Origin of the sequence: Streptomyces chromofuscus (assembly GCF_015160875.1) — a bacterium.
Lineage (GTDB): Bacteria > Actinomycetota > Actinomycetes > Streptomycetales > Streptomycetaceae > Streptomyces > Streptomyces chromofuscus.
Genome location: NZ_CP063374.1, coordinates 2,339,343 through 2,354,055 on the forward strand (window position 1 = coordinate 2,339,343; position 14,713 = coordinate 2,354,055).

Consider the following 14,713-nt stretch of genomic DNA (forward strand, 5'->3'; position numbering starts at 1 on the left):
AGTGCCCGGTCAGCCGGCCCGGGTGAACACGGCGACCGTCCGCCCCGGCACGGCGAACGTGCCGCTGCCGGCCTCGTACGACGCCTCCTTGACCACCGCGTCGGCGCCCCGCGCCTGCACGGGGTGCAGCCGGTGGCCGCTCCCGGCGAGATCGGCCACCCGCTGCTCCTGGCGCTGCGGCGTCGCGTTGAACACGACGACCAGCTCACCGAGCCGCATGGTGATCACACCGGGCGTCTCGTCCGTGCCGGACAGCGGGAAGGAGAGCTGTTCCTGGACCTGCTGGGCGGTGCCGAGGGAGAAGGCGCCCTCCGTCGTACGGATCCTCAGCAGGTCGCGGTACGCGGCCGAGGCCCCCTCGATCTGGGCGCATCCCACGCCGACCGAGCCCAGCAGCGGCTTGGCGTACGGCCACTTGGACCGGTTGTCGGCCGCCATCGGCAGTCCGCGTCCGAAGCCGTTGCCGTCGGCGCAGTTCCAGTGGATGGCGTTGAACCAGTCGCCGCTGTCGTAGGAGTTGCGGTCCAGGGACTTGGAGCGCAGCAGGTCGGTGCCGGCCTGGGAGAGCGCCGGGCCCTGCGAGAGGGTGGCGGTCGCCATGGCGAGGACCTGCATCCGGGCCCGGTCGTCCGCGCTCGCCGTGGCGGGCAGCTTGTAGGCGAGGGCGTCGAACAGGGACTCGTTGTCGTGCGCGTCGGCGTAGGCGAGGGCGTCGCCGGGCGCGTCCGCGTACCCGGCGGGCCGGCCGTTGTAGTCGACCTGGGCGCCGGTGACCTCCCTGCCGCCGGTGTCGGTGAACCGGTAGGCCGCGAGGTTGCCGGACAGGCCCACCTTGATCAGGTCCTGGTAGTGCAGGAGACGGGCCTTCTGCTCGGCCGTGGAGCCGTTGCCGGGCGAGGAGTTGGGCTCGTTGTACAGGCCGGACGCGAAGCCCTGGACGCCGGGGTCCTCGTCGAAGGGGCCGCCGCCGCGCACCGCGTCACGGGCGCGGTCGGAGAAGGTGGCGACGCCGGTGCCGGCCATGTTCTCCTGCGTGGCCTGGGTGAAGCGGGCGTCGTCGGCGACCTCGCCGAAGTTCCAGCCCTCGCCGTACAGGATGATCTTCTTGCCGTCGACGCCGTCCTTCTCCGGGGTCAGCGCGTCGAGGGCCTTGCGGACCGCGAGGATGTTGGCCTTCGGGTGGTGGCCCATCAGGTCGAAGCGGAAGCCGTCGACCTTGTACTCCTTGGCCCAGGTGACGACCGAGTCCACGACGAGCTTGCCCATCATGGCGTTCTCGGTGGCGGTGTTGGCGCAGCAGGTGCTGTTCGCGACGGAGCCGTCGGCGAGGAGCCGCTGGTAGTAGCCGGGCACGATCCGGTCCAGGACGCTCGTCGCGGCCTGCCCGCTCGCCGCCGTGTGGTTGTACACGACGTCCATGACGACCCGCAGGCCGTCCTCGTTGAGCGCCTTGACCATCTTCCGGAACTCGACGTTACGGGCGGTGCCCTCGGGGTCGGTGGCGTAGGAGCCCTCGGGGACCGTGTAGTGGTACGGGTCGTAGCCCCAGTTGTAGGCGTCCTTGGCGGCGATCGCCGTGACGCACTCCTGCTGCCGCTCGGAGTCCGCCGGGAAGGAGGCGAGGTCGCAGTCGACGGTCGCCTGGTCGGACTTCTTCTCGGGGATGGTGGCAATGTCGAACGCGGGCAGCAGATGGACGTACGACGTGCCCGCCTCGGCCAGCCTGCGCAGGTGCTTCGAGCCGTCGCTGAGCTTGTCGGTGAAGGCCAGGTAGGTGCCCTTGTGGGCGGCCGTGCGGTCCTCGACCGAGAAGTCCCGGACGTGCAGCTCCTGGATCTGCGCGTCCTTCAGCGGCACCGCCCTCGGCTTGGTGTACGTCGACCAGCCCGCGGGCGCCAGGGCCTTGTCGCCGAGGTCGACGACCAGGCTCCGCGCGGAGTCGGCGGTCAGGGCGAGGGAGTAGGGGTCGGTGACCTTGTTGGTGACGACCTGGCGGACGCTGGGCGCCCACACCGTCACGACGTACCGGTAGGGCTTGCCCTTCCAGGACTTCGGGCCTGTGACGGACCAGACACCGGTCGCGGCGTCCCGCTGCATCCGGACGGTGGAGCCGTCGAGCTCCAGGGACACGTTCTGCGCGGTGGGCGCCCAGACGGAGAGCGTCGGACGGCCGTGGCGGAACGTCGGCCCCAGGTCGGCCTTCGTCCCGTCGTACAGATCGTCCAGCACGCCCGCGATCTGCACGCCGGTGGCCGCGAGGACCGCGCCGTTGGCCGCACGCTGGGAGGCGACGACCTGGCCGCGCAGGGCTTCGCGCACCCGGTCGCGGTCCCGGGGGTCGACGGTCCAGGCGGTGTACGCCTCCAGGTGCGGGAACTTCGCCTTCTGGGCGTCGGTGAGCGACGTCTTCGACAGGCGCAGCCACCGCTGGTCGTCGCCGGTCAGCGTGCCGTCCTCGACGGCGATCGAGCCGGTGCGCGAGTACAGCAGCTGGGTGGAGGCGGCCGCGTCCGAGCCGTTCCAGGCCACCGTGTCCCGGTCGATCCAGATCGCCTTGGAGGTCGTCAGGTCGAGCGCGGCGGCGCTGCCCGCCGGCTGCGGCAACAGGTACTTCTCCTGGCCGTTCAACAGCCACACCTCGTGGCCGTTCGCCTTGAGGTCCAGCGACTGGTCGGCGGAGAGGTCCTTCTCGTCGCCCTTGTGGATGATGTAGCTGAGGCTGGTGGCACCGTCGGTGAGCGGTACCTCGAAGACCGCACCATAGCTGTCAGTCTTCACCGGCTTCAGCGGGTTCGACCACTCGGTGGGGTTCGCGGCACCCGTCCAGACGTGCAGGCCCCAGCCGTCGTAGGCGCCGTCGGCGCGGTGGTAGTGCAGGACCGCCTTGGTCTTGTCCTGCTCAGGGTAGTCGGCCGCGGGCCGCTCGGTCCGTACGGTCTCCTTGCCCTGCTCGATCCAGACCTCGCCGGTCTTGGTGACGTCGATCGTGCGGTCGGCGGAGACGTCCTTGTTGCCGTCCTTGTCGATGACCAGGAAGCCGACGTTCGAGGCGCCGGGCTTGAGCTTGACGTAGGCGAAGGCGCCGTAGGCGTCGCGGCCGACGAAGGGGTGGCTGTCGGGCCAGTTCGTGGACTCGCCGTCGGCGAGGTCGCCCCAGGCGTACAGGCCCCAGTCGGCGTAGTCGCCGTCCGCACGCTTGTAGTGGACGATCGCGTGGTCCCGGGAGGAGGCGGTGGGCGTCTCCGCGGCGGGCGGGGTCCCGGTGCTGCTCTGCGCCAGGGCGCTCGCCGTGCGGCCCGCCGAGTCGATCACGACCGCCTTGTAGCGCAGGGCGGTGCCGGGCTCGACGTCCTCGCCGATGGTGTGGGTGACCTTGTAGGGCGCGTGGTCGGCGGAGCCGAGGGTGCGCCACGGGCCGGTGCCGGTCTGGGCGGCGAAGACGACGCGGTTGCGGGCGCCGCCGTCGACGTCGGCGGTGACCTCGACCGTGCCGGTGGCGCCCGGGGCGGGGGCGGCCAGGGAGATCGTCGGCGCGGTGGCGGGGCCGGCGGGCGTGCCGGCCGCCTTCAGGACGATCGCCGAGCCGGCCGGGACGGTGACGGTGAGCCTGCCGTCGGCGGCGGTCCTCGCGGAGGCCTCGGTGCCGTACAGGGCGCGGAAGGCGGTGTCCGGGGAGTCGGTCGGGAAGGTTGCCGTCCTCGCCCCGTCGGCGTTGTTGAACGCGACGACGTACTCGGCACCGGTCTTCGCGTCGGTGCGGGTCACGGCGTAGACGCCGGGGCCGTCGGCCGCGTACCGCTCGGTCTGGACTCCGTCGGCGAGGGCCGGGTGGGCCGTGCGCAGCTTGGCGAGAGCACTGATCTGCCGGTAGAGCGGTGCTCCGGTGTCGTAGGCGTCGCGGGCGTGCGTTCGGTCCGTGCCGAGCTGGTCGTCGTCGAGGTAGTCGGCGGTGGCGGAGGCGAACATCGTCTGGCGGGCGTCCTTGTCGCCGCCCGCGCCGGTGAAGCCCTGCTCGTCGCCGTAGTAGATCACCGGGTTGCCGCGGCTGAGGAACATCAGCTCGTTGGCGAGCCCGGCCTTCCTGACCAGCTCGGCGTCGGTCGCGCCCGGGTTGTCCTGCTTCAGGAAGGTCCCGATGCGGCCCATGTCGTGGTTGCCGAGGAAGGTGACCTGCTCGTAGGCGTTGGCCTTGCCGGTCGTGTACTTGTAGTCGTCGCCGAAGACCGAGGCCAGCCGCTCGGCGCTGCCGCCCTGGGAGGCGTACGCGCGGGCCGCGTCCTGGAACGGGAAGTCCAGCGTGGAGTCGAGGCGGCCCCGGGTGACGTACGGGGCGGTGACGGAGGTGTCGGCGGAGTAGACCTCGCCGAACATGAAGAAGTCGTCCCGGCCCTTCTTCGCCGCGTAGGCGTCGAGGGCGGTGGCCCACTGGGTCCAGAACTCCATGTTGACGTGCTTCACGGTGTCGATCCGGAAGCCGTCGATGTCGAAGTCCCTGACCCACCGCTGGTAGATCCGCTCCATGCCCCGCACGACCTCGGGACGCTCGGTCCACAGGTCGTCCAGGCCCACGAAGTCGCCGTAGGTGGCGGACTCGCCGGCCCAGGTGGAGTCGCCGCGGTTGTGGTACATCGCGGGATCGTTGAGCCAGGAGGGAACCTTGACGTCGCGCTCGGCGGGGGCGACGACGGGCGTGCGGGGGAAGGAGTCCTCGTCCACCTCGGGGAAGTCCCGCTTCCCGGCCGCGTAGTCGGCGTCGTCGAAGGACTCGCCGTCCTCGGTGAGGTACGGGAAGGCGCCCTTCGAGAGGTAGTCGTAGGACTTCTCCTCGTAGTCGACGACGTCGGCGGTGTGGTTGGTGATGACGTCGAAGAAGACCTTCATGCCCTTGGCGTGGGCCTTGTCGATGAGGGTCTCGAGGTCCTCGTTGCTGCCGAAGTGCGGGTCGACCTGGGTGAAGTCGGTGATCCAGTAACCGTGGTAGCCGGCGGAGGCGTTGCTGCCCTCGCCCTGCACCGGCCGGTTCTTGAAGATCGGGGCGAGCCAGATGGCGGTGGTGCCGAGGCCCTTGATGTAGTCGAGCCTCTGGGTCAGGCCCTTGAGGTCGCCGCCCTGGTAGAAGCCCTTGTCGGTGGGGTCGTAACCGGTGGCGAGCCGCGAACCGGTCAGCCCGCCGCGGTCGTTGCCCTTGTCCCCGTTGGCGAAGCGGTCCGGCAGCACGAAGTAGAACTGCTCGCGGGTGAGGTCGTGCCGAGCGGGCTCGGCGGCCAGCCGCGCGTCGGACGGCGGCGGGGGCGGGGTGGCGGCCCGGGCGGCGAGGGGCTGGACGAGCGCTGCGGCGAGCGCGGCCACGGTGACGGCCGCGACCCGTCTGACATGGGCGGTACGGCGCGTGCGGGGCGCCGGCCATCTCGGTATCACGTGCGTGAACTCCTTGCGATTGCGGCTCTGTTGGGTCCGACCCCTGCGCCGCGGCACGGCTCCTTCGCCGGGCGCCCGGCGCGACCGTATCGCTGACGAAAGCTTTACAGCAAGAGTGTTGAAACACTGAGCAAGAGGTTTCAAGGAGTCGGCGCCGGTCGTCACGGTGAGGGACGGCCGGGTCGGCCGGCCCTCACCGTTCGTCACCTCGTGACTCAGCAGGCGGACTTGCCCGCGTACACCGCCAGCGCCGTGTTGCTGCCCAGACTCGCGGTGAGCTGGCCGGAACCGTTCACCGTCACCGTGGTGTTGTTCTGGACGTTGCAGTACGTCCCCGCCGGCAGTGACGTCTGGTAGGTGCGGGTGAGCGAACCGGACTCGTGGTTGATCGCCACGAAGCCCTTGGCGCCCCGGCCGAAGGCGATCGCGTCGCCGCCGTTGTCCCACCAGTTGGTCACCGCCTGGCCCCGGGTGGCGTTGCGGAAGGCGACCATGCGCTGGATCTCCGGCCAGGCGTGCTGGCACTTCCACCCGTTCTGCCAGCAGGCGTCGACCCGGCCACCGTTGGGCGGTCCGGCGTCGTGGTCGGTGAACTCGTAGCCGGAGTTGATGTCGGGCGCCCCGTAGGGCCAGGCGAGCATGAAGACGTTGGCCAGGGTGTAGTTGGCGTTGTCCTTGTAGCTCAGCGTGGAGCCGTTGCGCTCGGTGTCGTGGTTGTCGACGAAGACGCCGGACACGCCGCTGCTCATGTAACCCCAGCCCTCGCCGTAGTTCTTGAGATAGGCGAGGTTCTCGTTGTTGAAGACGCGCTTGAGGTCGTAGGCGTAGCGGAACTCCTGGACGTCCCCGTTGCCGGTGTACTCCGTCGGCTGGACGGCCTCTCCGCTGCCGAAGATGACCTCCTGCTTCCAGTAGACGGACGGGTTGCTCAGACGGGACTTGATGTTGGCCAGGTCACCCGCCGGCATGTGCTTGGCCGCGTCGACGCGGAAGCCGTCGACGCCGAGGGAGAGCAGGTCGTTCATGTAGCGGGCGATGGCGGAGCGGACGTACTCCTCGCCCGTGTCCAGGTCCGCCAGGCCGACCAGTTCGCAGTTCTGGACGTTCCAGCGGTCCTGGTAGTTGGTGATCTGCGCCGTGCAGTTGTCGAAGTCGAAGGACGAGTACAGGCCGGGGTAGTTGTACTTCGTGTACGACGAGCCGCCGGTGCCGGTGCCGCTGCCGGCCGACATGTGGTTGATGACGGTGTCGACGACCACCTTCACGCCAGCCGCGTGGCAGGTGTTGACCATGTTCTGGAAGGCCGTGCGGTCGCCCAGTCGGCCGGCGATCCGGTAGCTGACCGGCTGGTACGACGTCCACCACTGGGCGCCCTGGATGTGCTCGGCGGGCGGGGAGACCTGCACGTAGCCGTAGCCGGCGGGGCCGAGGGTGGTGGTGCACTCGCGGGCGACCGAGGCGAAGTTCCACTCGAACAGGACGGCCGTGACGTCCTTGGTGCCGGGCGGGGAGGCCTGCGCTTCAGTCGGGTGCATGACAAGGGCGGATGCGGTGGCGGCGGCTGCGAGGGCTGCCACCCAGGGAAGGGTTCTGCGTGCCATGTGTGGGGTTCCTTCACCGTTGAAGGTTCTTGCTGAAAACTTTCAACTACCTTGCGGTGACGGAGATGCTAAAGGCCCGCCGCCCGAAAGGGCAGCGGGCCGTACGAAGTTCAATGCAAAATCTTGCGAGAGGGCTTTCAGGAAGCCGTCGACCACCACACCGTGGTGTCGGCCGGCACCTTGACCTCGCCGTCCGCCTCGCTCACCTCACCGCTGGTCAGCAGCAGACGGCCGTGCGACGGAGTCGTCACCGACTCCCCGCCGGTGTTCGCGACGCAGACGAACTCCCCGCGCCGGAACGCCAGGACGCCCTCGGGGGCCTTCAGCCACTCGACCGACTCCCCCGCGCCGAGGTCCGGCTGTGTCCGGCGCAGGGCGAGCGCGGACCGGTACAGCTCCAGCGTCGAACCGGCCACCCCCTGCTGCGCCTCCACGCTCAGCGCGCCCCACGCCTCCGGCTGCGGCAGCCAGCTGCCCCCGCTGCCGAAGCCGTACGACGACCCCGTGCGCGTCCACGGGATCGGCACCCGGCAACCGTCGCGGAAACCGTCCTGCCCCGCTCCGCGGAAGTACGCCGGGTCCTGGCGCACCTCGTCGGGCAGGTCGACGACGTCCGGCAGGCCCAGCTCCTCACCCTGGTAGATGTACGCCGAGCCGGGCAGCGCCAGCATCAGCAGCGTGGCCGCCCGCGCCCGCTTCAGGCCGAGCTCGCGGTCGCCGGCCTCGCGGATCTGCGTGCCGAGGCCGGGTGGGTTGGCGAACCGGGTGGCGTGCCGGGTGACGTCGTGGTTGGACAGCACCCAGGTGGCGGGCGCGTTCACCGGGCGCATCGCCTCCAGCGTGCGGTCGATGACCGTGCGCAGCTCCTCGGCGTCCCAGTAGGTGCCCAGGTACTGGAAGTTGAAGGCCTGGTGCAGCTCGTCCGGGCGGACGTAGTTGGCGGTGCGCTCGACGGTCGGCGTCCAGGCCTCGGCGACGAAGATGCGCTCGCCCGCGTACTCGTCCAGGACCAGTCGCCACTGGCGGTAGATCTCGTGCACGCCGTCCTGGTCGAAGAACGGCATGACATCGTTGCCCAGCAGTTTCAGCTGGTCGTGGGAGCCGAGGTCGGGCAGGCCCTCGGCCTTCACCAGGCCGTGGGCGACGTCGATGCGGAAGCCGTCGACGCCCATGTCGAGCCAGAAGCGCAGGATGGAGCGGAACTCGTCGCCGACCGCCGGGTGCTCCCAGTTGAAGTCGGGCTGCTCGGAGGCGAACAGGTGCAAATACCACTCACCCGGGGTGCCGTCGGGCTCGGTGACGCGCGTCCACGCGGGTCCGCCGAAGATGGACTCCCAGTCGTTGGGCGGCAGTTCGCCGTTCTTCCCCTTGCCGGGGCGGAAGTGGTAACGCTCCCGGAGCGGGGAGCCCGGGCCCTCGGCGACGGCCCGCTTGAACCACTCGTGCTGGTCGGAGGAGTGGTTGGGCACCAGGTCGACGATGATCCTCAGGCCCAGCTCGTGGGCGTCGCGGATCAGCGCGTCGGCGTCCAGGAGGTTGCCGAACATGGGGTCGACGGCCCGGTAGTCGGCGACGTCGTATCCGGCGTCGGCCTGCGGGGAGGCGTAGAAGGGGCTGAGCCACACGGCGTCCACGCCGAGGTCGCGCAGGTACGGGAGGCGGGAGCGTACGCCCTCCAGGTCGCCCATGCCGTCGCCGTTGCTGTCGGCGAAGCTGCGCGGATAGACCTGGTAGATCACCGCGTCCCGCCACCAGTCTCGGCGCTTGGCGACGGTGGCGACGGCGGAGTTCGGTGCCGGGTCGGCAGTGTGCTGGCTCATGGCGTCCTTGATGTGTAACCGAGTCGAGGTCATGGAGGCGTGGGTACGGCGGCGGGGCGGGGTGACGAGGCGGCCGCGGTGACAGCGGGGTCGGATGGGCACCGCGGCCGCCACCCGCGCGGACAGGGCGCGGGAGTCTCGATCGACGGGCGTCAGCCCTTGGTGCCGCCCGAGGTGAGTCCGGTCACCAGGTTCTTCTGCACGAGGTAGAAGAACGCGGAGACGGGTATCGCGATGAGCACCGCGGTCGCGGCCATCAGGTTGCGCTGGGCGTCGTGCTCGCTGACGAAGCTCTGCAGACCGACGGCGAACGTGTACTTCTCGTCGTCCAGCAGGAACGTGGTGGCGAAGGCGACCTCACCGAAGGCGGTGATGAAGCTGTAGAAGGCCGCCACCGCGAGGCCCGGCCGGGCGAGCGGCAGGATCAGCCGCAGGAAGGTGCCGAACGGGGACAGTCCGTCGACCCGGCCCGCCTCGTCGATCTCGAAGGGGATGGTGTCGAAGTACCCCTTGAGCAGCCAGGCGCAGTACGGCACGGCCGTCGAGCAGTAGACGAGGATCAGGCCGAGGTAGGTGTCGATGAGCTGCAGCTCCGACAGGATCTGGTACATCGGCACGATCAGCACGGCGATCGGGAACATCTGGGTGACCAGCAGCACCCACATGAACTTCTTGTAGCCGGGGAAGCGCATGCGGGAGACGGCGTAGCCGGTGGTTGCGGCGATGATCACGCCGATGAACGTGGTGCCCAGCGAGACGACCAGCGAACTCTTCAGCCAGTCGAAGAAGTTCGTCTCCGTCAGGACGAAGGAGTAGTTGTCGAACGTCATCTTCCCCCAGATGCGTCCGGGGTGCAGGTAGTCGTCCTTGTCCGGGCCGAGGGAGAGGAAGACCAGCCAGGCGATCGGGAACAGCGCGATCAGGCTGGCGACGGTCAGGATGCCGTGCGAGGCGAGGGTCCCGACGAGGCTGCGCTCGCTGCGCCGGCGCACCTTGCGTGGCGCGGCGGAGGCGGGGGCCTGGTCCGCGGTGGCGGACTTCTGAACGGTCGTGGTGCTCATGGGGACTCCTGCCTCAGATCGCGAGCTGCTGGTCATTGCGGTTCAGCCAGCGGCGGTAGACGGAGGTGAAGACGATCAGGATGGCCAGCAGCAGGATGCCGTAGGCGGCGGACTGTGCGAAGTCGCGCGGCTGCTGTCCGAAGCCGAGGTAGTACGCCCAGGTGACGAGAATCTGCGCATCCGGCGCAGTGGTGCCGAACAACAGGAAGATCACCGCGAACTGGTTGAAGGTCCAGATCACGCCGAGCAGGACGACGGTGGAGCTGACCGACCGCAGGCCGGGCAGGGTGACGTACCGGAAGCGCTGCCAGGCGTTCGCGCCGTCCATCTCCGCGGCCTCGTAGAGCGTGGAGTCGATGGACTGCAGGCCGCCGAGCAGCGAGACCATCATGAACGGCACACCGCACCAGGTGTTGACCATGATCGCGGCGAACCGCTGCCAGAAAGTGTCCTCCAGCCACTGCGGGGCCGGCAGGTGCAAGGTCTCCAGGGCGGAGTTGATGATGCCGCCGTCGGCGAGCATGAAACGCCAGCCGAAGACGGTGACGAAGGTGGGCACGGCCCACGGCAGAACCATGATCAGCCGGTAGAAGGTCCGGCCGCGCAGCTTCTGGTTGAGCAGCAGGGCGAGGCCCAGCCCGATGCAGTAGTGCAGGGCGACACAGCCGGCCGTCCAGGCGATCGTCCAGATGAAGTGGGACCAGAACCGGTCGTAGGCGGTCTCACCCCACAGGATGTCGGCGTAGTTGTCGAAGCCGATGAACTTGTAGGTGGCCTCGATCTCGTTGACGCCGATCGTGCGGGCCGTGTTGAGGCTGTTGGCGTCCGTGAGCGTCAGGTAGAACCCGTACGCCAGCGGATACAGCACCAGGACGCCCAGCACGACGATCACGGGGGCGATCATCGCGTAGGCGTACCAGTACTTCTGGTAGCTGCGCCTCAGGCGCTGGACGGCGACTGTCATGGTTCGACAACCTTCGTGTGGGTCTGCGGATCAAGGGGCATGACGCACAGGCCGACGGCCGCTGGATCCTTTCCCCCTCGGGTCAGGGATCCAGCGGCCGGTCGGGGTCACTTGCTGAAGTCCGGCACCAGCTTGGCGATGTCGGTCTCGGCGTTGCTCAGCCCCTCGTCCAGGGACACCTTGCCACCGGCGATCTTGGGCAGCTCCTTGTCGAGCGGGCCCCACAGGGAGCTGTACTCGGGCAGGGCCGGGCGCGGCTGGGCGGCGGCGAGGACGCCCTGGTAGCCGGCGATGCCCGGGTCGGCCTTCACCTCGGCGGTGTAGGCGTCGTCGCGGGTGGGCAGCGTGGAGTTCTTCAGGGCGATGGTCTCCTGGGCCTTCGCCGAGGTCATGAAGTTGACGAACTTCAGCGCGGCCTTCTGGTGGGCCTCGTCGGAGCCGGCGTACACGGAGAGGTTGTGGCCGCCGGTCGGGGCGCCCGCCTTGCCGGTGGAGCCGGCCGGGACGGTGGTGATGCCCAGGTTCTCCTTGTCCGCGAACGCGGAGCCCTTGTAGAAGTTGGTGATCTCCCAGGGACCCTGGATGATCGCGGCGACCTTGCCGTTGACGAACGCGTCCTGGATGTGGGCGTAGGCGTCGGCGGTGGTGTCGGCCTTGTGCAGGCCCTTGCCCTCGAAGAGGCTCAGCCAGGTGCCGTAGGCCTTCTTGGCCTCGGGCGAGGCGACGGTGACCTTCTTGGCCTCGGCGTCGACGGTGTCGGCGCCCTCGCCGTAGAGGAAGGACTGGGCGTAGTAGGCCTGGGTGGAGCCCCAGTAGCCGTCGACGCCGGTCTTGGCCTTGATGGTGGCGGCGGCCTTCTTCAGGTCGTCCCAGGTCTTGGGGGCCTCGACGCCGGCCTGCTCGAACAGTTCCTTGTTGTAGACGAGCGCGAGGGTGTCCGTGGTGAAGGGGACGCCGTAGGTCTTGCCCTCGTACTTGGCCTGCTCGATCAGGCTGGACTGGAACTTGTCCTGCTCGGCGAGGGCCTCGGTGCCGTCCAGCGGCAGGAAGTAGCCCTTCTTGGCGAACGCGGGGGTCCAGCCGACCTCGGAGCGCAGCACGTCCGGGGCGCCCTTCGAGCCGGCGGCCGTGTCGAACTTGTTCTGCGCCTGGTCGAAGGGGACGTTGACGTACTTGACCTTGATGTCCTTGTTGGCGGCCTCGAACTGCTTGACCAAGGCCTGGTACGTCGGCGCCTCGTTGGTGGCGTTGGAGGTGTCCCACCAGGTGATGGTGACCGGACCGCTCGAGTCGCTGCCGCTGTCGTCCCCGCCACCGCAGGCCGTCGCCGCGAGGGCGAGGGACGCCACCAGCGCGGTGGCCGCTATGCCACGCCGCATGAGTTCTCCTTGAGGGTAAAAGCCCGTGTGAGCCAGGGGGTGGTCCCGTCTACCGCCCCTGTCGACTTGCCGACTGCGCCGTTGCGGCCGCCGGGCGACCGTGAACGTAACAGCGATGTAAGCGCTGCGAAAGACCTTGCAGAAAAAAAGTGCAAGGCATCACTGAAGTTATCCACGCGTGACCTCCCGTCGATCGCCGTGAGACCGTTGTTCTGCGGGGTTGAGCGGGCACGGACCGTGTTGTGCAAGACTCTGAAAGCTCTTGCCATCCGTTTCACGAAGGGACGCCATGCCGCAGCAACCCGCAGCGCGCCGGTCAACCGCCCGCACCCGGCGTCCGATTGGTGTGCAAGGCGACATACGGCCGGTACAGTCCGGTGCCGTGACCACACGGCTTGCCGACATCGCCGCTCAGGCGGGGGTGAGCGAAGCGACCGTCAGCCGCGTCCTCAACGGGAAGCCTGGCGTCGCCGCCACCACCCGCCAGTCCGTGCTGGCCGCACTCGACGTGCTCGGCTACGAGCGCCCGGTGCGGCTGCGGCAGCGCAGCGCCGGTCTGGTGGGGCTGATCACCCCGGAGCTGGAGAACCCGATATTCCCCGCCCTGGCGCAGGTCATCGGCCAGGCGCTGACCCGGCAGGGCTACACCCCCGTGCTGGCCACCCAGACCCCGGGCGGCTCCACCGAGGACGAACTGACCGAGATGCTGGTCGACCGCGGCGTGGCCGGCATCATCTACGTCTCCGGACTGCACGCCGACACCACCGCCGACATGCAGCGCTACGAGCAGCTGCGCGCGCAGGGCGTGCCGTTCGTGCTGGTCGACGGCTTCTCCCCGAAGGTGCAGGCGCCCTTCATCTCCCCCGACGACCGGGCGGCGACGACCCTGGCGGTCACCCACCTCGTCTCCCTGGGCCACACCCGGATCGGCCTGGCCCTCGGCCCGAAACGGTTCGTCCCCGTGCAGCGCAAGATCGAGGGCTTCGTGCGGGCCGTGCAGGACCAGCTGGGCCTGAGCCGGGAGACCGTCGAGTCGGAGCTCGTCCAGCACTCGCTCTACACCCTGGAGGGCGGCCAGGCCGCCGCCAACGCCCTCATCGACCGGGACTGCACCGCGGTGGTGTGCGCCAGCGACATGATGGCCCTGGGTGCCATACGGGCGGCCCGGCAGCGGGGTCTGCGGGTGCCGACGGACATCTCGGTCGTGGGCTTCGACGACTCCCCGCTGATCGCCTTCACCGACCCGCCCCTGACCACCATCCGCAAGCCGGTCCCGGCGATGGGACAGGCGGCGGTGCGGACGTTGCTGGAGGAGATCGGCGGGACGCCCGCGCCGCACAGCGAGTTCGTGTTCATGCCGGAGCTGGTGGTGCGCGGTTCGACCGCTTCGGCCCCCGGGGACCGAAATCGTCCCTGAGGGGGAGCATCAGCGCCCGGGCTGATACGCGGGTACGAGGCGGGCGTCTCCCACGGCTGTAGAACATGCGTGCTGAACCCCACCCGGGGATGATCGGAGCGGCACGTCTTATCTGGCAGACTCTGTGCTCATGGGTGAGACGACCGTGACGACACTGGAAGGCCGCGAAGAGGCCGTTCCGCACCCCGTCGCGGACGACACGGGGGTGGGTTTTCTGCATCGGCTGCGCGCTCCGCGCCGGCCACGGCTCTGGTTCGAGATCCTGCTGATCGCGGTGAGTTACTGGACGTACTCACTGATCCGCAACGCGGTCCCGGAGCAGAAGGCCGAGGCGCTGCGCAACGCGGACTGGATCTGGAAGGCCGAGCAGCACCTGGGCATCGCCGTGGAGCAGTCCGTCAACCATGCCGTCAACTCGGTGACTTGGCTCATCGTCGGCATGAACTACTACTACGCGACCCTGCACTTCGTGGTGACGCTGGGTGTGCTGGTGTGGCTCTACCGCGGCCATCCCGGCCGCTACGCGGCGACCCGCACGGTGCTGTTCGCGACGACGGGCGTGGCGCTGGTCGGTTACTACCTGTATCCCCTCGCCCCGCCCCGGTTGATGAACGGCGGCCGCTTCGTCGACACGGTCATGGTGCACCAGACGTGGGGCTCGATGGCCTCCGGCGACCTGAAGAACATGTCCAACCAGTACGCCGCGATGCCGTCCATGCACATCGGCTGGTCGCTGTGGTGCGGCTTGACGATCTTCGCGCTGGCGAGCGTTCCGTGGGTGAGGCTGCTCGGCCTGCTCTACCCGACGCTCACCCTCGTCGTCATCGTCGCGACGGCCAACCACTTCTGGCTGGACGCGGTCGGCGGTCTGCTCTGCCTCGCCTTCGGCTACGGGGTGGCGCGCGCGTGGTACGGATCGCTGCCGCACGCGATGCCGCGCGTGGTCCACAGGCCACAGCCGCTGGTCCCGACACAGGCGTAGCCGGGCGCCGCCCCGGCCCGGGGGCGCCCGACGGCTGTCCTTCGCGGCCCGCCCGCCCGGGCGCACGCAAC

8 protein-coding genes are annotated in these 14,713 nt (G+C 69.3%); 2 read left to right on the top strand and 6 right to left on the bottom strand.

What is annotated here, in order from left to right; all coding sequences use genetic code 11:
* Positions 1-9: 9 nt before the first annotated feature.
* The 6 genes from pulA to IPT68_RS10550 all read right to left on the bottom strand — a co-directional run bounded on the left by pulA (position 10) and on the right by IPT68_RS10550 (position 12,243).
* A complete protein-coding gene (gene pulA / locus IPT68_RS10525) occupies positions 10-5,418 on the bottom strand; it encodes a pullulanase-type alpha-1,6-glucosidase (protein WP_189696913.1) in 5,409 nt (1,802 codons plus the stop codon).
* A 215-nt stretch (positions 5,419-5,633) separates the two neighbouring features.
* On the bottom strand, positions 5,634-7,019 hold the full coding sequence (locus IPT68_RS10530; protein WP_189696912.1) for an alpha-amylase: 1,386 nt from the start codon (positions 7,017-7,019) through the stop codon (positions 5,634-5,636).
* 137 nt (positions 7,020-7,156) lie between these two features.
* Positions 7,157-8,839 carry a glycoside hydrolase family 13 protein gene (locus IPT68_RS10535; RefSeq protein WP_189696911.1) on the bottom strand — a complete coding sequence of 561 codons (1,683 nt, stop codon included), beginning with the start codon at positions 8,837-8,839 and terminating at the stop codon, positions 7,157-7,159.
* A 152-nt stretch (positions 8,840-8,991) separates the two neighbouring features.
* Complete coding sequence (locus IPT68_RS10540) at positions 8,992-9,900, bottom strand: sugar ABC transporter permease (protein ID WP_189696910.1); 909 nt, start codon at positions 9,898-9,900, stop codon at positions 8,992-8,994.
* Between the two features lie 13 nt (positions 9,901-9,913).
* Entirely contained in the window at positions 9,914-10,864 is a 951-nt protein-coding gene (locus IPT68_RS10545; protein WP_228040356.1) for a carbohydrate ABC transporter permease, read from the bottom strand.
* A gap of 107 nt (positions 10,865-10,971) precedes the next feature.
* The gene (locus IPT68_RS10550; protein ID WP_189696909.1) at positions 10,972-12,243 is read right to left on the bottom strand and encodes an extracellular solute-binding protein; all 1,272 of its coding nucleotides are present in this window, start codon (positions 12,241-12,243) and stop codon (positions 10,972-10,974) included.
* A 382-nt stretch (positions 12,244-12,625) separates the two neighbouring features.
* On the opposite strand from IPT68_RS10550, the gene IPT68_RS10555 reads away from it, so the two are divergent.
* Positions 12,626-13,660: a LacI family DNA-binding transcriptional regulator gene (locus IPT68_RS10555; protein ID WP_189696908.1), complete on the top strand. Its 1,035-nt coding sequence runs from the start codon at positions 12,626-12,628 to the stop codon at positions 13,658-13,660.
* 130 nt (positions 13,661-13,790) lie between these two features.
* Positions 13,791-14,642: a phosphatase PAP2 family protein gene (locus tag IPT68_RS10560; RefSeq protein WP_189696907.1), complete on the top strand. Its 852-nt coding sequence runs from the start codon at positions 13,791-13,793 to the stop codon at positions 14,640-14,642.
* Positions 14,643-14,713: the final 71 nt, after the last annotated feature.

Bases quoted from the DNA above. Each gene is read 5' to 3' on its own strand.
- IPT68_RS10530 (WP_189696912.1), bottom strand. From the start codon at position 7,019: ATGGCACGCAGAACCCTTCCCTGGGTGGCAGCCCTCGCAGCCGCCGCC.
- IPT68_RS10535 (WP_189696911.1), bottom strand. From the start codon at position 8,839: ATGAGCCAGCACACTGCCGACCCGGCACCGAACTCCGCCGTCGCCACC.
- IPT68_RS10540 (WP_189696910.1), bottom strand. From the start codon at position 9,900: ATGAGCACCACGACCGTTCAGAAGTCCGCCACCGCGGACCAGGCCCCC.
- IPT68_RS10545 (WP_228040356.1), bottom strand. From the start codon at position 10,864: ATGACAGTCGCCGTCCAGCGCCTGAGGCGCAGCTACCAGAAGTACTGG.
- IPT68_RS10550 (WP_189696909.1), bottom strand. From the start codon at position 12,243: ATGCGGCGTGGCATAGCGGCCACCGCGCTGGTGGCGTCCCTCGCCCTC.
- IPT68_RS10560 (WP_189696907.1), top strand. From the start codon at position 13,791: ATGGGTGAGACGACCGTGACGACACTGGAAGGCCGCGAAGAGGCCGTT.